This window comes from Pseudomonas sp. MH9.2 (genome assembly GCF_034353875.1).
In the GTDB taxonomy this organism is placed as follows: domain Bacteria; phylum Pseudomonadota; class Gammaproteobacteria; order Pseudomonadales; family Pseudomonadaceae; genus Aquipseudomonas.
The window spans coordinates 3,513,899-3,535,209 of the sequence record NZ_CP133784.1; the positions used below are offsets into that span (position 1 = coordinate 3,513,899).

The 21,311-nt window shown below is 58.2% G+C and carries 20 protein-coding genes; 13 read left to right on the forward strand and 7 right to left on the reverse strand.

Features of this window, described 5'->3' with window-relative positions:
- The first annotated feature begins 7 nt into the window (after window positions 1–7).
- The 6 genes from RHM55_RS16490 (at window position 8) to RHM55_RS16515 (ending at window position 7,043) form a co-directional block, all read left to right on the forward strand.
- The gene (locus tag RHM55_RS16490) at window positions 8–1,372 is read left to right on the forward strand and encodes an aspartate aminotransferase family protein (RefSeq protein ID WP_322177386.1); all 1,365 of its coding nucleotides are present in this window, start codon (window positions 8–10) and stop codon (window positions 1,370–1,372) included.
- A 223-nt stretch (window positions 1,373–1,595) separates the two neighbouring features.
- The gene (locus tag RHM55_RS16495) at window positions 1,596–2,696 is read left to right on the forward strand and encodes a polyamine ABC transporter substrate-binding protein (RefSeq protein ID WP_322177387.1); all 1,101 of its coding nucleotides are present in this window, start codon (window positions 1,596–1,598) and stop codon (window positions 2,694–2,696) included.
- Window positions 2,697–2,942: 246 nt separating this feature from the next.
- A complete protein-coding gene (locus RHM55_RS16500; protein WP_322177388.1) occupies window positions 2,943–4,037 on the forward strand; it encodes a polyamine ABC transporter substrate-binding protein in 1,095 nt (364 codons plus the stop codon).
- A gap of 59 nt (window positions 4,038–4,096) precedes the next feature.
- Window positions 4,097–5,239 carry a polyamine ABC transporter ATP-binding protein gene (potA, locus tag RHM55_RS16505; protein WP_322177389.1) on the forward strand — a complete coding sequence of 381 codons (1,143 nt, stop codon included), beginning with the start codon at window positions 4,097–4,099 and terminating at the stop codon, window positions 5,237–5,239.
- Between the two features lie 35 nt (window positions 5,240–5,274).
- A complete protein-coding gene (locus RHM55_RS16510; RefSeq protein ID WP_322182984.1) occupies window positions 5,275–6,156 on the forward strand; it encodes an ABC transporter permease subunit in 882 nt (293 codons plus the stop codon).
- Window positions 6,153–7,043 (forward strand): ABC transporter permease subunit, encoded by an 891-nt coding sequence (locus RHM55_RS16515; RefSeq protein ID WP_322177390.1) that lies wholly within the window; start codon window positions 6,153–6,155, stop codon window positions 7,041–7,043. The genes RHM55_RS16510 and RHM55_RS16515 overlap by 4 nt, the downstream gene beginning before the upstream one ends.
- Before the next feature lie 76 nt (window positions 7,044–7,119).
- Here the strand turns inward: RHM55_RS16515 and RHM55_RS16520 are convergent, their stop codons facing one another.
- Window positions 7,120–9,507, reverse strand: coding sequence for a penicillin acylase family protein (locus RHM55_RS16520; RefSeq protein ID WP_322177391.1), 2,388 nt, complete (start codon window positions 9,505–9,507; stop codon window positions 7,120–7,122).
- A 102-nt stretch (window positions 9,508–9,609) separates the two neighbouring features.
- Window positions 9,610–10,188, reverse strand: coding sequence for a DUF6436 domain-containing protein (locus RHM55_RS16525; protein WP_322177392.1), 579 nt, complete (start codon window positions 10,186–10,188; stop codon window positions 9,610–9,612).
- A 119-nt stretch (window positions 10,189–10,307) separates the two neighbouring features.
- Here RHM55_RS16525 and RHM55_RS16530 point away from each other — a divergent pair, with 119 nt between their 5' ends.
- A complete protein-coding gene (locus RHM55_RS16530) occupies window positions 10,308–11,273 on the forward strand; it encodes an alpha/beta hydrolase (protein WP_322177393.1) in 966 nt (321 codons plus the stop codon).
- Here the strand turns inward: RHM55_RS16530 and RHM55_RS16535 are convergent.
- Window positions 11,270–12,040: a DUF2059 domain-containing protein gene (locus RHM55_RS16535; RefSeq protein WP_322177394.1), complete on the reverse strand. Its 771-nt coding sequence runs from the start codon at window positions 12,038–12,040 to the stop codon at window positions 11,270–11,272. The genes RHM55_RS16530 and RHM55_RS16535 overlap by 4 nt on opposite strands.
- A gap of 108 nt (window positions 12,041–12,148) precedes the next feature.
- On the opposite strand from RHM55_RS16535, the gene RHM55_RS16540 reads away from it, so the two are divergent.
- The gene (locus RHM55_RS16540; RefSeq protein WP_322182986.1) at window positions 12,149–12,781 is read left to right on the forward strand and encodes a 2OG-Fe(II) oxygenase; all 633 of its coding nucleotides are present in this window, start codon (window positions 12,149–12,151) and stop codon (window positions 12,779–12,781) included.
- Window positions 12,782–12,786: 5 nt separating this feature from the next.
- On the opposite strand, the gene RHM55_RS16545 is transcribed toward RHM55_RS16540, so the two are convergent.
- Window positions 12,787–13,560, reverse strand: a complete 774-nt coding sequence (locus RHM55_RS16545) for a transporter substrate-binding domain-containing protein (protein WP_322177395.1) — start codon at window positions 13,558–13,560, stop codon at window positions 12,787–12,789.
- A 139-nt stretch (window positions 13,561–13,699) separates the two neighbouring features.
- Between RHM55_RS16545 and RHM55_RS16550 the strand changes: the two genes are divergently transcribed.
- Entirely contained in the window at window positions 13,700–14,152 is a 453-nt protein-coding gene (locus RHM55_RS16550; protein ID WP_322177396.1) for a DUF4399 domain-containing protein, read from the forward strand.
- A 60-nt stretch (window positions 14,153–14,212) separates the two neighbouring features.
- Here the strand turns inward: RHM55_RS16550 and serA are convergent, their stop codons facing one another.
- Window positions 14,213–15,442: a phosphoglycerate dehydrogenase gene (gene serA / locus RHM55_RS16555; protein ID WP_322177397.1), complete on the reverse strand. Its 1,230-nt coding sequence runs from the start codon at window positions 15,440–15,442 to the stop codon at window positions 14,213–14,215.
- 159 nt (window positions 15,443–15,601) lie between these two features.
- Here serA and RHM55_RS16560 point away from each other — a divergent pair, with 159 nt between their 5' ends.
- A complete protein-coding gene (locus RHM55_RS16560; RefSeq protein ID WP_322177398.1) occupies window positions 15,602–16,996 on the forward strand; it encodes an FAD-binding oxidoreductase in 1,395 nt (464 codons plus the stop codon).
- 50 nt (window positions 16,997–17,046) lie between these two features.
- Window positions 17,047–17,712, forward strand: a complete 666-nt coding sequence (locus RHM55_RS16565; RefSeq protein ID WP_322177399.1) for a fumarylacetoacetate hydrolase family protein — start codon at window positions 17,047–17,049, stop codon at window positions 17,710–17,712.
- Window positions 17,713–17,751: 39 nt separating this feature from the next.
- Here the strand turns inward: RHM55_RS16565 and rpiA are convergent, their stop codons facing one another.
- Entirely contained in the window at window positions 17,752–18,423 is a 672-nt protein-coding gene (gene rpiA / locus RHM55_RS16570) for a ribose-5-phosphate isomerase RpiA (protein ID WP_322177400.1), read from the reverse strand.
- A 147-nt stretch (window positions 18,424–18,570) separates the two neighbouring features.
- On the opposite strand from rpiA, the gene ilvA reads away from it, so the two are divergent.
- A complete protein-coding gene (gene ilvA / locus RHM55_RS16575; protein ID WP_322177401.1) occupies window positions 18,571–20,085 on the forward strand; it encodes a threonine ammonia-lyase, biosynthetic in 1,515 nt (504 codons plus the stop codon).
- 63 nt (window positions 20,086–20,148) lie between these two features.
- Window positions 20,149–20,577 (forward strand): DUF2269 family protein, encoded by a 429-nt coding sequence (locus RHM55_RS16580; protein WP_322177402.1) that lies wholly within the window; start codon window positions 20,149–20,151, stop codon window positions 20,575–20,577.
- Window positions 20,578–20,643: 66 nt separating this feature from the next.
- Here the strand turns inward: RHM55_RS16580 and RHM55_RS16585 are convergent, their stop codons facing one another.
- Complete coding sequence (locus tag RHM55_RS16585) at window positions 20,644–21,300, reverse strand: HAD family hydrolase (RefSeq protein WP_322177403.1); 657 nt, start codon at window positions 21,298–21,300, stop codon at window positions 20,644–20,646.
- Window positions 21,301–21,311: the final 11 nt, after the last annotated feature.

The window sequence follows — 21,311 nt, forward strand, 5'->3', positions numbered from 1 at the left end:
GAGCGGCATGAGTAATAACAATCCACAAACGCGCGTCTGGCAGGCCTTGAGCAATGATCACCATCTGGCGCCGTTCAGCGACTTCAAACAATTGAAAGAAAAAGGCCCGCGCATCATCACTCGCGCCAAGGGCGTTTATCTGTGGGACAGCGAAGGCAACAAGATTCTCGACGGCATGGCCGGTCTCTGGTGCGTGGCCATCGGTTACGGCCGTGACGAACTGGCCGATGCCGCCAGCAAGCAAATGCGCGAGCTGCCGTATTACAACTTGTTCTTCCAGACCGCTCACCCGCCGGTCCTGGAGTTGGCCAAAGTCATTTCCGATATCGCGCCAGAAGGCATGAACCATGTGTTCTTCACCGGTTCGGGCTCTGAAGGCAACGACACCGTGTTGCGCATGGTGCGTCACTACTGGTCGATCAAAGGCCAGCCGAAGAAGAAAATAATCATCAGCCGAATCAACGGCTATCACGGTTCGACCGTTGCTGGCGCCAGCTTGGGTGGCATGGTTGGCATGCATGAACAGGGCGACTTGCCGATCCCCGGTATCGTCCACATCGCACAGCCGTATTGGTTCGGCGAAGGCGGCGACATGAGCCCGGATGAATTCGGGGTATGGGCTGCCGAGCAACTGGAGAAGAAAATTCTCGAGTTGGGCGTCGACAACGTGGGCGCCTTTATTGCCGAGCCGATCCAGGGCGCGGGCGGTGTGATCGTTCCACCCGACACCTACTGGCCGAAGATCAAAGAGATCCTCGCCAAGTACGACATCCTGTTTATCGCTGATGAAGTGATCTGCGGGTTTGGTCGCACCGGCGAATGGTTCGGCAGCGATTTCTACGGCCTGAAACCGGACATGATGACCATCGCCAAAGGCCTGACCTCGGGTTACATCCCGATGGGTGGCCTGATCGTGCGCGATGAAGTGGTCGACGTGCTTAACGAAGGCGGCGATTTCAACCACGGATTCACTTACTCCGGTCACCCAGTTGCCGCTGCGGTGGCCCTGGAAAACATCCGTATTTTGCGCGATGAAAAAATTATCGAGCACGTCCGGGAAGAAACGGCACCCTATTTGCAAAAGCGTTTACGTGAGCTGAATGATCACCCATTGGTAGGTGAAGTTCGGGGCGTAGGGCTGCTGGGTGCAATCGAGCTGGTGAAAGATAAATCCACTCGTGAGCGTTATACCGGCAAGGGCGTCGGGATGATTTGCCGACAGTTCTGCTTCGATAACGGCCTGATCATGCGCGCCGTGGGCGACACCATGATCATTGCGCCGCCGCTGGTGATCAGTTTTGCTGAGATTGATGAGCTGGTGACCAAGGCTCGTACGTGCCTGGACCTGACCTTACGTGCCATACAAGGCTAAGTGCTGGGATCAGGTGGAAAAGTGCTTGATTGAGGTGAGTGAAACCGTAGCAAGTTCAACGATTTTCACTCACTTTAAACAGGGCTGGTTTTTGATGTATGCAGTGGACAGGTATTAAGGCGGGCCATGTGGTCTTGAAAGCCCGCCCGGAATCTTGCCAGACTCATGGCGGATTCAGTTGCCGCTACCCAACGGTTAGTGTTCAAACAACGGAGCTGTACGCATGAAGATATTTGGCAAGACCCTCCTCGCCTTGTCCCTTATGGGCGTAGTGGCCGCTGCTGCTCAGGCCGATGACAAAGTTCTGCACGTCTATAACTGGTCCGACTACATCGCACCGGATACCGTCGCGAAATTTGAAAAAGAGTCGGGCATCAAGGTCGTTTACGACGTCTTTGACAGTAACGAAACCCTCGAAGCCAAGTTGTTGGCCGGCAAGTCCGGTTACGACATTGTGGTGCCGTCCAACAACTTCCTGGCCAAGCAAATCAAAGCCGGCGTTTATCAGGAACTGGACCGCTCCAAGCTGCCTAACTGGAAAAACCTGAACGAGAATCTGCTCAAAACCGTGGGCGCAGCCAGCGACCCAGGTAACAAGCATGCCTTCCCGTACATGTGGGGTTCGATCGGCATTGGTTACAACGCCGAAAAAGTTAAAGCAGCCTTGGGCGCTGATGCGCCGGTCAATTCCTGGGACTTGCTGTTCAAGCCAGAGAACGCAGCCAAGCTGAAGGGCTGTGGCGTCAGCTTCCTCGACTCGCCAACCGAGATGATTCCGGTGGCCCTGCATTACTTAGGTTATCCAACCGACACCAAGGACAAAAAGCAGCTGAAAGAAGCTGAAGACTTGTTCCTGAAAATCCGCCCATCGATCACCTATTTCCACTCTTCCAAGTACATCGGTGACTTGGCCAACGGCAACATCTGTGTGGCGGTCGGTTACTCGGGTGACGTTTACCAGGCCAAAGCCCGTGCTGAAGAAGCCGGTGGCAAGGTCAAGGTCAGCTACAGCATTCCTAAGGAAGGGGCCGGTAGCTTCTACGACATGGTTGCGATTCCCAAGGATGCCGAGAACGTCGAAGGTGCTTACAAATTCATGACCTTCCTGCAGAAACCGGAAATCATGGCTGAAATCACCAACAGCGTGCACTTCCCTAACGGCAACGCCGCAGCAACACCGTTGGTCAACGAAGATATCCGTACCGACCCAGGCGTTTATCCGTCGACCGAAGTGCAGGCAAAACTGTACGCCATCAGCGATTTGGATGCCGCAACACAGCGACTTCTGACGCGCAGCTGGACCAAGATCAAATCGGGCAAGTAATGCTCGTGTAAGACCAGCGTGGATCACTTGCAGGGGCTGATGTGTTGGCGAAGAACGCAACGCGGTGTGATGGATACGCCGCCTTCGCCAATACATGGGTTCTTGCAGGGGATCGCACCCATGCTATTGAAGTGTTTTTGGCTGGATGGGTTTATCGAAGGTCAGTTACGCGCCGATTTTGTTGTTCGGCAGGTACCGTGCTGTCTGACACGGGCAAAAGGCCCGCAATAGAAGAGGACCACCCCATTGTCTATTTCTTATTTTCACAACGCATTGTTGGTCGGTGCGAGCTTGACCTTGGCGGTCAGTGTTCAAGCCGCTTCCACGGTGCATATTTATAACTGGTCTGATTATATCGGCGAGACCACCTTGGTGGACTTTGAAGCGGCCACCCACATCAAACCGTTGTATGACGTATTCGATTCCAACGAAACGCTTGAAGGCAAGCTGCTCGCCGGGCATACCGGTTATGACGTGGTCGTTCCGTCCAACCACTTCCTGGGCAAGCAGATCAAAGCCGGGGCGTTCCAGAAACTCGACAAGGCCCAGTTGCCCAATTGGCAGAACCTCGACCCGGCGCTGCTCAAGCGTCTGCAGAAGAATGATCCGGGCAATCAGTACGCCGTGCCGTATCTATGGGGCACCAATGGTATTGGTTACAACGTCGATAAAATCAAGGCGGTACTGGGTGTCGACAAGATCGACTCCTGGGCAATGTTGTTCGAGCCCGAGAACATCAAAAAGCTTTCTAAATGCGGCGTAGCGTTTCTCGACTCTGGCGATGAAATGATTCCCGCCATGCTCAATTACATGGGCCTGAAACCCAACAGTGAAGACCCGGAAGATTACAAAAAAGCGGAAGCGAAGTTACTGGCCATCCGGCCCTACGTGACGTACTTCAACTCGTCCAAATACATCACCGACCTGGCCAACGGCGACATCTGCGTGGCCGCCGGATTTTCCGGTGATGTGTTCCAGGCAAGAGCCCGCGCGGCAGAAGCCGGCAAGGGCGTGAAGGTGGCTTACGTCATCCCCAAGGAAGGCGGCAACCTGTGGTTTGACATGCTGGCGATCCCCCGTGATGCGAGCAACGTCAAAGAGGCCCATGCCTTCATTAACTATCTGCTCAAGCCGGAGGTGATTGCTCAGGTCAGCGACACCGTCGGCTATGCCAACCCGAACTTAAAGGCTGACGCGTTGATGGATCAGAAAGTACGCACCGATGCCGCGGTTTATCCACCGCAAGAGGTCCTGGACAAGCTTTACGTCAATGCTGAGTTGCCCCCGAAGGTGCAACGTTTAATGACCCGCAGCTGGACTAAGGTCAAGTCGGGTAAATAAGAAAAATCCAGGCCCGGCTGTACTGGTCGGGCTGCAAATTTTGTTGGGAGTTTCACCAAATGGCAGTTGCCTCCGGCGCCTATAAGAAAGCCCTCGAAGGTGGTCAGCAACCTAAACAGGTGCTGGTCAAAATCGACCGGGTCACGAAGAAGTTCGACGAGACGATTGCCGTGGACGACGTGTCCCTGCAAATCAATAAAGGCGAGATTTTTGCCTTGCTCGGCGGCTCTGGTTCAGGAAAGTCCACGCTTCTGCGCATGCTCGCAGGCTTTGAGCGGCCGACCGAGGGGCGTATCTACCTTGATGGCGTGGACATCACCGATATGCCGCCTTACGAGCGGCCGATCAACATGATGTTCCAGTCCTACGCGCTGTTCCCGCATATGACCGTCGCGCAGAACATCGCCTTCGGTTTAAAGCAGGACAAGATTTCCGCTCAGGAGATCGATGCCCGCGTGGCTGAGATGCTCAAGCTGGTGCAGATGAGCCAGTACGCCAAGCGCAAGCCGCATCAGTTGTCCGGCGGTCAGCGCCAGCGTGTGGCCCTGGCGCGCTCGCTGGCGAAAAAGCCGAAGCTGTTGCTGCTCGACGAACCCATGGGTGCGCTGGACAAAAAACTGCGCTCGCAAATGCAGCTGGAATTGGTCGAGATCATCGAGCGCGTTGGCGTGACCTGCATCATGGTGACCCACGATCAGGAAGAGGCCATGACCATGGCCCAGCGCATCGCAATTATGCACCTGGGCTGGATCGCACAGATTGGCAGCCCGATTGATATTTATGAAACCCCGACCAGCCGGCTGGTCTGCGAATTCATCGGCAACGTCAACCTGTTCGAAGGCGAAGTCGTCGATGACGCCGAAGGTCACGCGCTGATCGCAAGCCCGGAACTGGAACGCAATATCTTCGTCGGCCACGGTATTAGTACGTCGGTTGAAGACAAGCACATTACCTATGCGATTCGTCCGGAAAAGCTTTTGGTTACCACGATGATGCCAAGCTGCGAGTACAACTGGTCGCGCGGCAAAGTACACGACATCGCTTACCTGGGGGGCCACTCGGTGTTTTATGTCGAGTTGCCGTGCGGCAAGATGGTCCAGTCGTTCGTTGCCAACGCTGAACGCCGTGGTGCACGTCCGACCTGGGACGATGAAGTCTACGTATGGTGGGAAGACGACAGCGGCGTGGTATTACGCTCATGAAAATGCGAAAAATAACACGCACGCTCAGCCGAATAATTCCCGGTGGCCGGCAGTTGGTCATCGGGGTCCCTTTCCTCTGGATGTTCCTGTTCTTCATGCTGCCGTTCATCATCGTGCTGAAAATCAGCTTCGCTGAGGCAGACGTTGCGATTCCGCCGTACACCGAAATTTTCAACGTTATCGAACAGAAACTGCAGCTGATTCTCAACCTCGGCAATTACGCGATGCTCGGCGATGATGAGCTGTACATCGCTGCTTACCTGGGCTCGCTGAAGATGGCGTTTTTCAGCACGCTGCTGTGCTTGCTGATCGGCTATCCCATGGCCTACGGCATCGCCACGGCGCGCAAAGAAAGCCAGACGGTCTTGCTGCTATTGATCATGATGCCAACCTGGACCGCGATCCTGATTCGCGTTTACGCGTGGATGGGCATCCTTAGCAACAACGGCCTGCTCAACAGCTTCCTGATGTGGCTGGGGGTCATCAACGAGCCCTTGCAGATACTCAATACCAACCTGGCGGTCTATATCGGCGTGGTGTATTCCTACCTGCCGTTCATGATCCTGCCGCTGTACGCCAACTTGGTGAAACATGATCAAAGCCTGCTTGAAGCCGCTTCGGACCTGGGTTCGAGCACCTTCAACAGCTTCTGGAAAATCACCGTGCCGTTGTCCAAAAACGGCATTATCGCCGGCTGCATGCTGGTCTTCATTCCGGTAGTGGGCGAGTTCGTGATCCCGGAACTGCTGGGCGGTCCCGAGACGTTGATGATTGGTAAAGTGCTGTGGCAAGAGTTCTTCAATAACCGTGACTGGCCGGTAGCGTCTGCTCTGGCGGTGGTGATGCTGGCGATCCTGATCGTGCCGATCATCCTCTTCAACCGTAGCCAGGCCAAAGAACTGGAGGCTAAAGCATGAAGCGCTTCAGATTCTCGAACATGATGCTGATATTGGGCCTGGTATTTATCTACGCCCCCATGGTCATCCTGGTTATCTACTCGTTCAACGCCTCCAAGCTGGTGACGGTCTGGGGTGGCTGGTCGATCAAGTGGTACGTTGGCCTGCTGGATAACACCCAACTGATGGGTTCTGTCATGCGTTCGCTGGAGATCGCGTGCTATACGTCGATCGCCGCCGTGGCGCTGGGGACCATGGCTGCGTTTGTGTTGACGCGTATCGCTCACTTCAAAGGCCGGACGCTGTTCGGTGGGTTGGCGACGGCCCCTCTGGTGATGCCTGAAGTGATCACCGGTCTGTCGCTGTTGCTGCTGTTCGTGGCCATGGCGCAGATGATCGGCTGGCCGCAGGAACGCGGCATCGTCACCATCTGGATCGCTCACACAACGTTCTGTGCGGCGTACGTGTCGGTGGTGGTTTCGGCTCGCTTGCGTGAGTTGGACCTGTCCATTGAAGAAGCGGCCATGGACCTGGGGGCGCGGCCGTGGAAGGTGTTTTTCCAGATCACCATCCCGATGATTGCGCCGTCACTGGCTGCGGGCGCGATGATGTCTTTCGCCCTGTCGCTGGACGATCTGGTCCTCGCCAGTTTCGTGTCGGGCCCTGGCTCGACGACCTTACCGATGGAAGTGTTCTCCGCCGTGCGCCTGGGCGTTAAACCGGAAATCAACGCCATCGCCAGCTTGATCCTGTTGGCCGTTTCGATAGCGACCTTCATGGTCTGGTTCTTCAGCCGTCGGGCTGAAGATCAGCGCAAGCGCGCTATCCAGCTCGCCATCGACGAAGCTGCTGCCGAGACCTGGTCACAACCCGATCCACGTCGGGCGCAGGTATCTGAAGTCGCGTGATTGATTGTGCCGGACGTCGTTATAAACGGCGTCTGGCACTTGGCTTTTGCCGAGAGACCGGCAGCGCCAGCGAACTCTATCTGGCTGGCACCAGCTTCAACGTCCCCCGCATATTTGCCGCTACATCCCCTTCATCGAAATGCTCCTGCACATAGCCGCCTTCGATGTAGGTCTTGGCTTGATCCGAATAATGCTCATCGAACATCACGCCACTTTGCCCAACCGGGTTGATGCCCAGGCTGTGGGCCGGGTCTGCAAAGTCGATCAAGCGTCGGGTCGAGGGGCCATAGGTCACTGGCCACGGCGCTGAACTGATACGGGCAGACTGGTTGTTCGGCACTTCATGGGTGCCCGGCGCGGGAAACGGGCCGACGTTGAACAGCCCGTCCAACGGTTTCTGCATACCCAGCGGGTGACCATGGGTCAAGGTATGCGCCTTGCCCCAGCGCCATTCATCAGGGTTAGCGCCATACAGGGATTTGAGGTGCAAGACGCTGGCGTGCCACGCGGCTTTGACCACGTCTGCCCGGTTCTTTTCGGCGGGTGAATTGCGGTTGTTCCACCACGGTGAGTCGGCATCGGCCACCAATCGCGGCAGCGCCGCGTCGATCACACGGCTCGAGAGCAAGGTGTCGAAAAAGCCATCGCCCAGTTCATCGTGCATCGCTTCCCGGATCAGGTCCGAGACGAACTGATTGAACAGCGTCGCCCCGACTGAATCCAGTGAGTAGTCGCCTTTCCAGTTGGCCAGGCGCTCGACCATTGCCCGTTCTTCGGGGTCGTCCACGGCGCTGCGCAAGACCGGAATCAGTGGCTTCAACACCCGTGGCGCGTAGTCGGTCTGGGTGCCCAGTTGCAGTTTTTTGCTGCTTTCCAGATCCCACTTCACGGCCGGGTCGCTCAGTTGCCTGTTCAGTTGTTGACCGCGGTCTGCGAGGTTGTAGTAACCGGGAATTTCCATGCCTGTCGGCGACACGGGCTGGAAGTTGGCCGAGACGATGTAGCCGCGTGCCGGGTTCTCTTCCTGCGGGTTGGCGCTGAAGGGGTAGAAGCCTGCCTTGTCTGCCTGCGCGGTGCTGCCGTCGAGGATGAAAGTGGGGTTCACGCCCTCGGGCCTGATGGGCAGTTGTGCCGCGGCCCACCAGCCGATGTCGCCTTTGGCGTTGGCCCAGACCACATTCAGCCCTGGCGATTGAATTTTTTCGGCCGCCGCGCGCATTTTGCTCAGGGTGTCGGCGCGATTAGCTTCGTAGAAGCCTTGCAGAATCGGGTTCTCGGACGCCAGAAACGACCACCACATCGCGACCGGTGCGGTGCCGGCTGTCGCACCCAACGCATCGTTGATGATCGGGCCGTGAGGCGATTGGCGTAGGTGCAGGGTGACGGCAGGCGCGTCCTTGACCAGGATTTGCTGCTCGCTTTGGATCATGTCGACCCAGGCCCCGTGATACCAGACCTGATTGGGGTTGTCCGGGTTGGTCTTCTCGGCGATCAGGTCCAGATCGTCGTTCTGGAACATGGTCAGGCTCCAGCCGAAGTCGCGGTTGTGCCCCAGCGATGCGAATGGGTTGAGCGCCTGGTGATGGCCATACAGCTCGAATCCCGGCGCCGACAATTGCGCTTCGTACCACACCGACGGCACGGCAAACCGAATATGCGGGTCGCCGGCCAGCAGCGGCTTACCGCTTTGGGTGCGGCTGCCGGAGATCGCCCAGGCGTTACTGCCTTCGAATTGCGGCAAGCCGGCCTCTTCCAGCGCGCGCAGGCTCAGGCGAGACAGGTCGTTCAAACCTTTCCAGTCGGCACTGGCGAGCGCGGGTGCCTGGCCCAGCGCGCCTTGTGGCTGCCAGGCGAGGTCAAAGACTTTCAGGTAGTCGGCCCCCAACTGGTCGCGCACATAGGTCAGCAAGGGTTCGGTGCGAAAGGCTGCGGCAAAGCTGTACGCCATGTAACCGCCGACGCTCAGGGTGTCTTCGGCGGTAAACGGACGCTTCTTGATGCCCAGCAGGTCGAACTCGATGGGTTTGGCGTGGGTGTCCTGATATTGGTTAATACCGTCCAGATACGCTTCCAGGGCCTTCCAGGCAGGCGTTTGTTTGTCCTGTTGGGCGACGTAGGTGTCGGCATGCTCACGAATGCGCAGGCTGCGGAACAGTTTGTCGGTGTCCAGCAGCTTGGGGCCCAGCACCTCGGCCAGTTCGCCACGCGCTAGCCGCCGCAGCATCTCCATCTGAAACAGCCGGTCCTGCGCGTGGACATAACCCAGGGTGCGATACAGATCCGCCTCGTTTTCGGCGCGGATGTGCGGCACGCCGCGCTCGTCGTAACGTACGGTGACTGGCGCCTGCAGGTGGGCCAGGGTCATTTCGCCCTGACGCACGGGCTGCTTGCTGTGGATATACCAGGCGCCACCGCCCGTGATGAGGGTGATAACGAGGGTGACGGCGGTCAGGCTGCGCTTCATCTGCGTTCTCGTGAATGATTCAGGCCGGGGTTTGCAGGCTACAGAGTTGCTTTAGGCCTGTGTAGCGGCGTCGGGGGCTTGATCAGTGTCCGGAATGTCGGATCACAGCCCGACCCGCCAAGGGCAATAGCAACCGACAGCCATGGTGTGCGTGGCATTGACTGCGCGACCGGCGCTCAGGGCCTTGAGAATCGGCTCGATAAAGCTGTTGCCGGAATTGCAGGTGGCGCCTTCGCTGTAGGGACCGAAGTAGGCCAGGCGACCTTCACGGTCCCAGATCGCGACAGCGGGGCTGGCGGTGATGCGTTCCGCACCGGGCAGGCTGGCCAGCGGTTTGATCGCGTCCAGGGTGCTGGGTAATTGGCCGTGGGTTCCCGGTTTCTGCACCGAGTAGAAGTCCACGCCCTGTGCGCCGCCGTAGTGCTCGACCAGTTCGCTCAAGTGCTGCTGATTGCCGACGTTGCACGGGCAGGCCGGGTCCCAGAAATGCACCAGGCGAATTCGCCCCGGCCCGGCCAGTTCGGCAGGCAGACTCAGTACGTCACCGGCGAACAGCGCCGTCTGGTCGCTGAACGGGCGGATGTAGCGGCCCTGGAACCAATCGTATGCCGCCCACAGCCCGGCCGCGCACATGAGGGCAAGCAGGCACGCGAGGAGGGTAGGGCGATGACGTGAGTTCATGCGGGACAGTTCGGTTTAGGGAGGCGTAGCTTGCCATGCCTGACGAGACAGATGAATATCGCAGCCAAATCATTGTCATGTTCGGATGAAAATGACCTCCGTTTTTGCCTGGATACCCCATGACTGCCACGTTTGCCCCTGATTCTTTACGATCCAGCCTGCAACCTTTGCTCGCCGCGCAGCCGATGTCCAGCCAAGGGCTGGCGTATCAGCGCTTCTATGGCCTGACGTTTGTCGGACGCGCGACTCCGGTGCGCAGTTGGCTGGGACGCTTTGACATCGGTGGTTACCAAGTAGTCAGCCAGGTCTGGCTGCCCGAACAGCCTGTCGCGACCTTATTTTTGATCCACGGTTTCTACGACCATATGGGTTTGTATCGGCATGTCATCGAGTGGGCGCTGGATCAGCATTTTGCGGTGATTGCCTGCGATTTGCCGGGGCATGGCTTGTCCAGCGGCGCTCGCGCGAGCATCCATGACTTCGCCGAGTACCAGGAGGTGCTGCACGCGTTGTTTGCCGAAGCGATGGGGCTAAAGTTGCCGCAACCCTGGCATCTGTGCGGGCAAAGTACGGGCGGGGCGATAGTGATCGACCATCTGCTCAACCACGGCATCGACAGCCCTGCGCAAGGGCAGGCGATCTTGCTGGCGCCGTTGATCCGACCACGGGCCTGGGGTTGGTCGAAACTCAGTTATTACCTGCTCAACCCCTTCGTCAAAGGTATTGCTCGGCGTTTCAGCGAAAACTCCAACGACCCTGCGTTCCTGCCGTTTCTATTGGCGGATCCCCTGCAACCGCAACGCCTGCCGACCGCCTGGGTAGGCGCCTTGGCCAAGTGGATCAAACGTATCGAGGCCGCGCCACGCAGTACCCGCAGCCCGTTGATCGTTCAGGGTGACGCGGACATGACCGTCGACTGGGGTCACAACCTCGAGGTGCTCAAGGATAAATTCGCCCAGCCACAGATATTGATGCTGAGCGGGGCACGGCATCACCTGGCTAATGAACTGCCTGCGTTGCGTCAGCGTTATTTTGCATTTTTGAGTGAGCGAATGGGTCAGGCGCGTTTTTCGCCCAACGCTTAACTCCCCGGCTGCCCTGCGGGTGCCAGGCTCGATGTACTTTGCCCAACCGCCAGCCCGGCGCGAATCGCTGCCAGCGCGGCTTTGTAATACGCTTTGCCTGCGGGGGATTCGGCGAAGGTGGTGAACTCTTCCAGTTCCGGGTCTGAAAGGTCGCGGTAGACGTAGAGCAGGGTGTTGTTCATGTCGTTGCCGATCTGCGCCATCAAGCGTTCGCGCTGACCATCCAGCATGCCTTGGGCCTGGCCACCGCCCAGCAGGCCGGGGATCATCTGGCTCAGGCTGTCGGCCGCAACGCCGGCGATGGCAAGGCTGACCTCGGCTCCCGCCTCACGGGCGGGCAGGTCCTGGGCCAGATGGCCGATCAGTAATTGACGGGTTGCGCTGGCTTCAATGTGTGGCAGGCCTTGAGCGTTTTTCGCCAGTTGATCGGGGCGGGTCGCGGTCAGTTCGGCGGTGACGATCTTGCGGCCCAGGGGCGACTGGAAAAACTGCAGCGCTGGCGCCGGGTCTTTCAGGGCTTGTCGCAAGTGTTGCTCGGCGCGCTGATCCATGGCCTGCGGAGCGAAGCGCTGATTGCTGTTGTTGACCAATGCGTCATAGACCGCTGGCGGCAAGCTGTTGCGATAGCGTTGTTGAGCCGCGCTCAAGGCAGCATTGAAATGCGCGCGTTGTTCTGGCCAACCGGCGACCGTGTACAACTGGTCGTGGCCGTCTGCCCACGCGGGCATCGTGCAGAACATCAACAGCAAAACAAACAAACGGCGCATAAGGACTCCTGTCAGCAGGCCGCTATTCTCAGTGCGGTGGCGGGGACTTGTCGAGTTAACACTTCGTTCGCTCGGCGGTGCTGTCGGTTTTCAAGACGTATGGATACTATGCGCGACATGCAAATACCCTCTGATCACCCGCTACTGCTACGAATCGTCGATGATCTGGCCGCTCACGGTTGGTCACAGCAGAATATTTTCTTGCCGGAAACGCTGACCCTCGAGTTGGCCGCCGAGTGCCGCGAGCGTGCGGCTGAGGGCGAACTGTCGCCAGCGGCGGTGGGACGCGGCTCGACTCAGGAAGTGCGAGAGGGGGTTCGCGGTGACCATATCCAGTGGCTGGAAGCCAGTGAGTCCGCAGCCTGTGACCGTTATCTGGGCTTGATGGAGAGCCTGCGCCAGGCGCTCAATCGCGGATTATTTCTCGGACTGGAAGACTATGAGAGCCATTTTTCGCTCTACCCACCGGGCGCGTTCTACCTCAAGCATGTCGACCGCTTCCGCGACGATGACCGGCGCACGGTCTCTGCGGTGCTTTACCTGAATCAAGGCTGGTTGCCCGAGCACGGTGGCCAGTTGCGCATGTTTCTAAAAGAGGGCGTCGACCATGACGTGCAGCCCAAGGGCGGCTGTCTGGTGGTGTTCCTCTCTGGCGAAATTCCCCATGAGGTGCTGCCGTCGACCCGCGAACGCCTTTCCCTGACGGGCTGGTTTCGGCGACGCGGGGATGATCCGTTCTGACCCGGTTACGGTTTGGACGGCTTGCTCGCATCAATACCGAACCATTTTTCAGACAGCGCGCTCAACCGGCCATCGGCTTTGATTCGCTGCAATGCCCCGTCCAGCACGCCCTGGAATGCTGGATTACCCTTCTGAAACGGGATTGCCAGGACCAAGGGCGGTCCGACGTCATTGCCGGGCTTGACGGGCAGATGGCTGTCACGAATCGCAGAAGGTACTAGCAGGCGATCACTGATCGCGGCGTCGATCTGGTCGTTGGCCAGCGCCTTCAACGGCTGCTGTGCATCCGGGTAGCTGCGCAGGTCGATGCCTTCACGGGTACGCGCCTCTTCGGCGAACTGGCTGCTCTGGGCGACGCCCAGCGAGAGACCTTTAAGGGCGTCCAGAGTGCTCAACGGGCGCTTTTCCTCACTGCGCACAATCAGTTGCGCGTTGGAATAGCTATAGGGCTCGCTGAAATCGACGCGCGCCTTGAGTTCCGGGGTGACCGCAATGTGATTCAGGGCGATGTCGTATTTGTCGCCTTCGACACCTGGCAGCAGGTCGGCCGCGTCGGTAGTGACAAACGAAGCGCGTACGTCCAGCTCATCGGCCAACAGCTGGCCGAGTTCGACTTCGAAGCCCGTCAGTTTGCCGTCCTGCATGAAGCTGAAAGGCGCAAAGTTTGCCTCCATGGCTATGCGTAATTCGCCACGATCATTCACTTCGTCGATCAAGTCGGCATGAGCCAAGGGGCTCAAAAAGACAGATAGAAATAACAGGCTTGGCACAAAATGCATGAACGCTCCTAAGGTAAAAGAAATCACAACCGCTATGCTTTATGGTGTTTAGCTTAGTCGGCCGCAGCTTTGGACACTTAAATGAACCGAAGTTGTTGTTGTAGGTCCGATTTTGTGTAAAAAATTACCTGGAGAAACCATGAAGACCTTATTTTCAAGAACGACTATCGCCGGGTTGTTATTGGGAGGCTCTTTGTTAGGCGCTTCTTTAGTAGCTAACGCTGCCGATGTTCCGCGTACCGCCTCACCTGCGGGGGCCGAGGTGTACATTATTTCACCCAAAGATGGAGCCACTGTCGGCAAGACCTTCAAGGTCCAGTTCGGCCTTAAAGGCATGGGCGTTGCGCCCGCGGGTGTCGATATTCCAGACACCGGCCACCATCACCTGCTGATTGATGTGAAAGATCAGCCCGCGATGGATGCACCCCTGCCAGTGACCGACAACATCAAGCACTTCGGCAAAGGTCAGACCGAAACCGAACTGACCTTGACGCCAGGCAAGCACACCCTGCAATTGCTGGTGGGCGACAAGAGCCACATCCCGCTGAACCCGCCGGTCGAGTCGAAGAAAATCACGGTAAACGTCAAGTAACCTGAACTCGACGCGATAAAAAAGGAGACCCGAAGGTCTCCTTTTTGACATCTGAAAAACCTAGAACAGCACGCGGCTACGGATAGTGCCGTTGATGGTCTGCAGCTTTTCTTGCGCCAGATCGGAGTATTCGGCGTCGACATCGATCACCACGTAACCAACTCTCTCGTTGGTTTGCAGGAACTGACCGGAGATGTTGATACCGTTTTCGGCGAAGACCTTGTTGATCTCGCTCATCACGCCCGGGATGTTCTGGTGGATGTGCAGCAGACGGTGCTTGCCAGGGTGAGCCGGCAACGCCACTTCCGGGAAGTTGACCGAGGACACCGACGTACCATTGTCGCTGTACTTGACCAGCTTCTCAGCCACTTCCAGACCAATGTTGGCCTGAGCTTCGGCTGTCGAACCACCGATGTGCGGGGTCAGGATCACGTTGTCCAGGCCACGCAGTGGGCTTTCGAACTCTTCGTTGTTCGAGCGAGGCTCGACCGGGAAGACGTCGATGGCCGCGCCGATCAAGTGTTTATCCTTGATGGCGTCTGCCAGGGCGTCCAGTTCGACCACGGTGCCGCGAGCGGCGTTGATCAGGATGCTGCCCTTTTTCATCGAGCGGATTTCTTTTTCGCCGATCATCCACTGGGTCGCAGCGGTTTCCGGAACGTGCAGGGTGACGATGTCTGCCAGACCCAACAGTTCGTTCAGGCTGGAGACCTGCGTCGAGTTGCCCAGCGGCAGTTTGGTCAGGGTGTCGTAGAAAAACACCTGCATGCCCAGGCCTTCAGCCAGCACCGAAAGCTGAGTGCCGATCGAGCCGTAGCCGACGATGCCCAGTTTCTTGCCGCGAATTTCGAAGGAGTTGGCCGCGCTTTTGATCCAGCCACCACGGTGGCAGGAAGCGTTTTTCTCTGGGATGCCGCGCAGCAACAGGATCGCTTCAGCCAGTACCAGCTCCGCCACCGAACGGGTGTTGGAGTAGGGGGCGTTGAAAACAGCGATGCCGCGTTCGCGGGCAGCATTGAGATCGACCTGATTGGTACCGATGCAGAAACAGCCGACCGCGACCAGTTTCTTGGCGCAATCGAATACTTCTTCAGTCAGTTGGGTGCGGGAACGGATGCCAATGAAGTGTGCATCGGCGATCTTTTCCTTCAGCTCGGCTTCCGGCAGAGAGCCGGTGAGGTACTCAATAGTTGTGTACCCGGCCGCCTTGAGGACGTCCACGGCGGATTGGTGGACGCCTTCGAGAAGAAGGAACTTGATCTTGCTCTTATCGAGAGAAGTCTTGCTCATCTGCGTAAACCTGTGTCCCGGAGAAAATGGCAGGGGTCGCAGATCGGCCATAGGCACGATTAGCGGGGGGCGTATGCTAGCATATGCACCCCGCGAAACACCCATTCCTGGACGTGAAGCGTTCTCAGGATGACCATGAATTGTTCGAGAGTTCCTTCGATGACCCATCCTGCTTTGATAGATGAGCTGAAGACCCTGGTTGAGCCTGGCAAGGTGCTGACCGATGCCGACTCCCTCAACGTTTACGGCAAGGATTGGACCAAGCATTTTGCGCCCGCGCCATTGGCCATTGTGTTTCCCAAAAGCACCGAACAGGTACAGGCCATTGTCCGTTGGGCCAATGAGCGTCGGGTTGCGCTGGTACCGTCCGGGGGACGGACCGGGCTCTCCGCTGCGGCCGTTGCTGCCAATGGCGAAGTGGTCGTTGCGTTCGACTACATGAACCAGGTGTTGGAATTCAATACCACGGACCGCACCGTGGCCTGTCAGCCGGGTGTTATCACCGCACAGCTGCAGACCTTGGCTGAAGAGAACGGCCTGTATTACCCGGTCGACTTCGCTTCCGCCGGCTCCAGCCAGATTGGCGGCAATATCGGCACCAATGCCGGCGGGATCAAGGTCATTCGCTACGGTATGACCCGCAATTGGGTGGCGGGCCTCAAAGTCGTTACCGGCAAAGGCGACCTGCTCGAACTCAATAAAGATTTGATCAAAAACGCCACCGGCTATGACTTGCGTCAGCTGTTCATCGGCGCCGAGGGTACGCTTGGCTTCGTTGTCGAAGCCACCATGCGCCTTGATCGTGCGCCGAAAAACCTGACCGCCATGGTCCTGGGTACCAGTGATTTCGACGCGATCATGCCGGTACTGCATGCGTTCCAGAACAAGCTCGACCTGACCGCTTTCGAATTTTTCTCCGACAAAGCGCTGGCCAAGGTGCTGGCGCGCGGCGATGTTCCGGCACCTTTCGAGTCCGATTGCCCGTTCTACGCGTTGCTGGAATTCGAGGCGATCTCCGAAGACGTGGCCAACGATGCACTGGCAACCTTCGAGCATTGCGTTGAACAGGGCTGGGTACTTGACGGCGTAATGAGCCAGAGCGACCAGCAGTTGCAGAACCTGTGGAAGTTGCGCGAGTACATTTCCGAGACCATCTCACACTGGACTCCGTACAAAAACGACATCTCGGTGACGGTGTCGAAAGTTCCAGCGTTCCTCAAGGAAATCGACGCTATCGTCGGCGAACACTATCCTGATTTCGAAATCGTCTGGTTCGGCCACATTGGCGACGGCAACCTGCACTTGAACATCCTCAAGCCGGACAACCTGAGCAAGGATGAGTTTTTCGCCAAGTGCGCGACAGTCAACAAGTGGGTGTTCGAGACCGTGCAGAAGTACAACGGCTCGATCTCTGCCGAGCATGGCGTGGGCATGACCAAGCGTGACTACCTGACGTACAGTCGTTCGCCGGTAGAGATCGAGTACATGAAAGCGGTTAAAGCGGTGTTCGACCCGAACGGGATCATGAACCCTGGCAAAATTTTCGCTGTTTGATCCGTTGGCCTGAACGGGCCGTATCGTATAGAGAGACCCAGGAGTCGCCCATGAGCTATCAGCACCAGTATGTAGACGGTACGCGGATCCACTTCCCGGTGGGTAAAGTCGTCTGTATCGGCCGTAACTACGCCGAACACGCCAAGGAACTGGATAACCCGGTGCCGACCGAACCGCTGTTGTTTATCAAGCCCGGCAGTTGCGTGGTGGCTTTGGACGGTGGTTTCACTATTCCGGCCGACCGTGGCTCGGTGCACTACGAAGCCGAAATCGTGGTGTTGATCGGCAAACCGTTGACGCGTAACCCGTCGCGTGAAGAAGTGCTGGATGCGATCACCGGTTTTGCGCCTGGCCTCGACCTGACCTTGCGTGACGTTCAGTCCAGGCTCAAGGAAAAGGGCCTGCCTTGGGAGATCGCCAAGTCGTTTGACGGTGCTGCGGTATTGGCGCCCTTCGTCTCGGCTGACGCCTATGAAGACCTGACCGATATCGGCATTCGCCTGACCATCAACGGTGAAGTGCGCCAGGACGGCAACAGCAGCGCGATGCTCAACCCTATCGTGCCGATGATTCAGTACATGGCGTCGAACTTCTCCTTGCAGGCCGGTGACGTGATCATGACCGGAACCCCTGCGGGTGTCGGTCCGCTCAATGTGGGCGATGAAATCGTGCTGGAGCTGACCGGCAAGAGCCGTTTCGAAAGCAGCGTGCGCTAAACCATTCGCAGCGGGACGCGTCCCGCTGCAAATGTAGTCTCAGCGTTTAAGTGTCTTCACGCCTTCAGCCGTACCCAAGAACAGCAAGTCAGCCGGACGCGCAGCGAACAACCCGTTGGTGACCACTCCGACGATGGCGTTGATTTGGGTTTCCAGCTCCACCGGGTTGGTGATGTTCAGGTTGAACACGTCGAGGATGATATTGCCGTTGTCGGTCACCACGCCTTCGCGATACACCGGATCGCCGCCCAGTTTCACTAGCTGACGGGCCACATGGCTGCGGGCCATAGGGATCACTTCGACGGGCAGCGGGAAAGCACCCAGCACGGACACCAGCTTGCTGCCATCGGCGATGCAGATGAAGGTCTGGGCCACGGCCGCAACGATTTTTTCCCGGGTCAACGCAGCGCCGCCGCCTTTGATCAGGTGCAGGTGCTCATCGGCTTCGTCAGCACCGTCGATGTAAAACTCCAAGTCACTGACGGTATTCAGTTCATACACCGGAATGCCGTGGCCCTTGAGGCGCGCTGCAGTGGCTTCGGAACTGGCGACAGCACCGTCGAACGCACCCTTGTGTTTGGCCAGCGCATCAATGAAACAGTTGGCCGTGGAGCCGGTACCCACACCCACAACGCTCTTGTCGTTGAGTTTTGGAAGGATGAAGTCGACAGCGGCTTGGGCCACGGCCTGTTTGAGTTGATCCTGGGTCATGCGTGCTCCACGGTGCCAAAGGTGTGCAAAAGGACGCGCATTATAGCGGCATGGCAGGCGTAAAACCCTGTCATTCGTGTGGGCGTGTATCTGAGTGCTGGGTTAAACTTCGCGACCTCGTCCCCATTCGCCAGTGATGCTTTCCCGATGCTTGAACAGTACGTCAAGAAAATCCTCACCTCGCGCGTCTATGACGTGGCCGTTGAAACCCCCTTGCAGCAGGCTCGCCAGCTGTCCGAGCGCCTCTGCAATCAGATATTGCTCAAGCGCGAAGACTTGCAGCCGGTGTTCTCGTTCAAGATTCGCGGCGCGTACAACAAGCTGACGCAACTGAGCGAAGCCGAACGGGCCAAGGGCGTGGTCACCGCGTCGGCCGGCAATCACGCGCAGGGGTTGGCGTTGGCGGCCAAGGTATTGGGGGTCAAAGCCACGATCGTCATGCCAAAAACCACCCCCGAGATCAAGGTCGAAGGCGTGCGTTCGCGCGGCGGCAAGGTGGTATTGCACGGCGACTCGTTCCCCGAGGCGCTGGCGTTCTCCCTGAAACTGGTCGAAGAAAAAGGCTACGTCTACGTCCACCCGTATGACGACCCGGACACCATTGCCGGGCAAGGCACCGTGGCGATGGAGATCCTGCGTCAGCATCCGGGTCGTCTGGACGCGATTTTTGTCCCGGTGGGCGGTGGCGGTTTGATCGCGGGCATCGCAGCGTACGTGAAATACCTGCGCCCGGAGATCAAGGTGATCGGCGTCGAGCCGGACGACTCCAACTGCCTGCAAGCGGCCATGGCCGCAGGCGAGCGCGTGGTGCTGAGTCAGGTCGGTCTGTTTGCCGATGGCGTGGCGGTGGCGCAGATCGGCAAGCACACCTTCGATGTCTGCAAGGATTACGTCGACGACGTGATCACCGTCAGCACTGATGAAATCTGTGCGGCGATCAAGGACATCTACGACGACACCCGCTCGATCACTGAGCCTGCCGGCGCATTGGGCGTGGCCGGGATCAAGAAGTACGTCGAGCGGTACGGCGTCAGTGGTCAGACCCTGGTGGCCATCGACTCCGGGGCCAACGTCAACTTCGACCGTCTGCGCCACGTTGCCGAACGCGCCGAGCTGGGCGAAGGCCGCGAAGCGATCATCGCGGTGACCATTCCCGAGAAGCCGGGCAGCTTCAAAGCCTTCTGCAAAGCCATCGGCAAGCGCCAGATCACCGAATTCAACTACCGCTATCACACCGATCGCGAAGCGCACATCTTCGTCGGCGTGCAGACCCACCCGGAAAACGACCCGCGCGCCGCGCTGCTCAGCAGCCTGACCGAACAGGGCTTCCCGGTGCTGGACCTGACCCATAACGAACTGGCGAAGCTGCATATTCGGCACATGGTCGGTGGCCATGCGCCACGGGTCAGCGATGAAGTGGTGTTCCGCTTCGAATTCCCCGAGCGTCCCGGCGCGCTGTTCAACTTCCTGAACAAGCTCGGCGGCCAGTGGAATATCTCGATGTTTCACTACCGCAACCACGGCGCGGCAGATGGCCGGGTCATGGCGGGGCTGGTGGTGCCGGAAGAGGAGCGTCACCTGATCCCTGCGGCACTGGCCGAGATCGGTTATCCATACTGGGATGAAACGGATAACCCGGCGTACAAGCTCTTCCTGGGATAAAACGCTGGGATGAGGGGCGCGCTGCTACGCTGACGACAATGATCTGACAGGGATTCAAAGAATATGGAAACTTTCACCGCCCTAAAAATCGTGCACAGCGTGGCAACGGTGCTGTTTGTACTCAGTGCCCTGGGACTTGCGGGCTGGGTCATTCGCGGCCGTTTTGCGGGCGACGCACTGGTCCAGAACCGTACGTTGCAACTGCCTTGGGTGCTCGTTTGGGCCTTGATGGGCCTATGCATGCTGACCTTGCCCGTCAGCGGCTGGTGGCTGGTGCATTACGGCGGCTGGCCGCTCAGTCAGACTTGGCTGTTGACCGCAGAAGTGCTGTATCTGTTCGGCAGCCTGAGCTGGTTGTGGCTGCTGGTGAGACTGAACCGCCTGCGCGTACCGGGCGCAACAGGTAACCCGAAACTCACCGTGGCGCTCGCCGTGTTCAGCGGTCTGTGTTTTATCGCGATTGCCGGGTTGATGGGCGCCAAGCCGGTCTGACCGATGACCCGTTAAGGTCCTTCGGACCTTATTCGCAGGCCTGACCGCGAAGGGTCGCAATGAGGGTCACTTACGCAGCGTAATCACCGGCCAGCCGCGACGTTTGGCTTCGGCGCGCAGTTGTGAGTCGGGGTCGACCGCTACCGGGTTGGCGACTTGCTCCAGCAGTGGCAGATCGTTCATCGAGTCGCTGTAGAAATAGCTGTCGTCCAGGTTCAAGCCGGTTTCCTCAAGCCAGAGGTTCAGGCGCGTCACTTTGCCTTCACGAAAGCAGGGTATATGGATGGTGCGGCCGCTGTAGCGCCCGTCGATGATTTCGCATTCGGTGGCAAGCAGGGTATCCACACCGAGGCGCGTCACTATCGGTGCCGTAACAAATCGGTTGGTGGCGGTGATGATCACCAGTTTGTCGCCTGCTTCACGGTGTTTGGCCAGCAACGCTTCGGCTTTGGGCAGAATGATCGGCTCAATGCAGTCGCGCATGAACTCGCGGTGCCATTGATCCAGCTGAGCCATCTCGGTACGGCCGAGGATTTCCAGGCTGAAGTTCAGGTAATCGTTCAGGTTCAGGGTGCCCGCCAGGTAATCCTGGTAAAACGCGTCGTTGCGCGCCTTGTAGGCGATGGCGTCAAGAATGCCGCGTTCGCATAGGTAATCGCCCCAAGCGTGGTCGCTGTCGCCACCCAGAAGTGTGTTATCAAGGTCGAATAAAGCCAGGCGCATGGAGTTACTCA

Coding starts and splice junctions, on each gene's coding strand:
- RHM55_RS16515 (WP_322177390.1), top strand. CDS start 6,153: ATGAAGCGCTTCAGATTCTCGAACATGATGCTGATATTGGGCCTGGTA.
- ilvA (WP_322177401.1), top strand. CDS start 18,571: ATGCTTGAACAGTACGTCAAGAAAATCCTCACCTCGCGCGTCTATGAC.
- RHM55_RS16525 (WP_322177392.1), bottom strand. CDS start 10,188: ATGAACTCACGTCATCGCCCTACCCTCCTCGCGTGCCTGCTTGCCCTC.
- RHM55_RS16540 (WP_322182986.1), top strand. CDS start 12,149: ATGCGCGACATGCAAATACCCTCTGATCACCCGCTACTGCTACGAATC.
- RHM55_RS16530 (WP_322177393.1), top strand. CDS start 10,308: ATGACTGCCACGTTTGCCCCTGATTCTTTACGATCCAGCCTGCAACCT.
- RHM55_RS16580 (WP_322177402.1), top strand. CDS start 20,149: ATGGAAACTTTCACCGCCCTAAAAATCGTGCACAGCGTGGCAACGGTG.
- RHM55_RS16585 (WP_322177403.1), bottom strand. CDS start 21,300: ATGCGCCTGGCTTTATTCGACCTTGATAACACACTTCTGGGTGGCGAC.
- RHM55_RS16550 (WP_322177396.1), top strand. CDS start 13,700: ATGAAGACCTTATTTTCAAGAACGACTATCGCCGGGTTGTTATTGGGA.
- RHM55_RS16535 (WP_322177394.1), bottom strand. CDS start 12,040: ATGCGCCGTTTGTTTGTTTTGCTGTTGATGTTCTGCACGATGCCCGCG.
- RHM55_RS16490 (WP_322177386.1), top strand. CDS start 8: ATGAGTAATAACAATCCACAAACGCGCGTCTGGCAGGCCTTGAGCAAT.
- potA (WP_322177389.1), top strand. CDS start 4,097: ATGGCAGTTGCCTCCGGCGCCTATAAGAAAGCCCTCGAAGGTGGTCAG.
- RHM55_RS16495 (WP_322177387.1), top strand. CDS start 1,596: ATGAAGATATTTGGCAAGACCCTCCTCGCCTTGTCCCTTATGGGCGTA.
- RHM55_RS16545 (WP_322177395.1), bottom strand. CDS start 13,560: ATGCATTTTGTGCCAAGCCTGTTATTTCTATCTGTCTTTTTGAGCCCC.
- rpiA (WP_322177400.1), bottom strand. CDS start 18,423: ATGACCCAGGATCAACTCAAACAGGCCGTGGCCCAAGCCGCTGTCGAC.
- RHM55_RS16520 (WP_322177391.1), bottom strand. CDS start 9,507: ATGAAGCGCAGCCTGACCGCCGTCACCCTCGTTATCACCCTCATCACG.
- RHM55_RS16565 (WP_322177399.1), top strand. CDS start 17,047: ATGAGCTATCAGCACCAGTATGTAGACGGTACGCGGATCCACTTCCCG.
- RHM55_RS16560 (WP_322177398.1), top strand. CDS start 15,602: ATGACCCATCCTGCTTTGATAGATGAGCTGAAGACCCTGGTTGAGCCT.
- serA (WP_322177397.1), bottom strand. CDS start 15,442: ATGAGCAAGACTTCTCTCGATAAGAGCAAGATCAAGTTCCTTCTTCTC.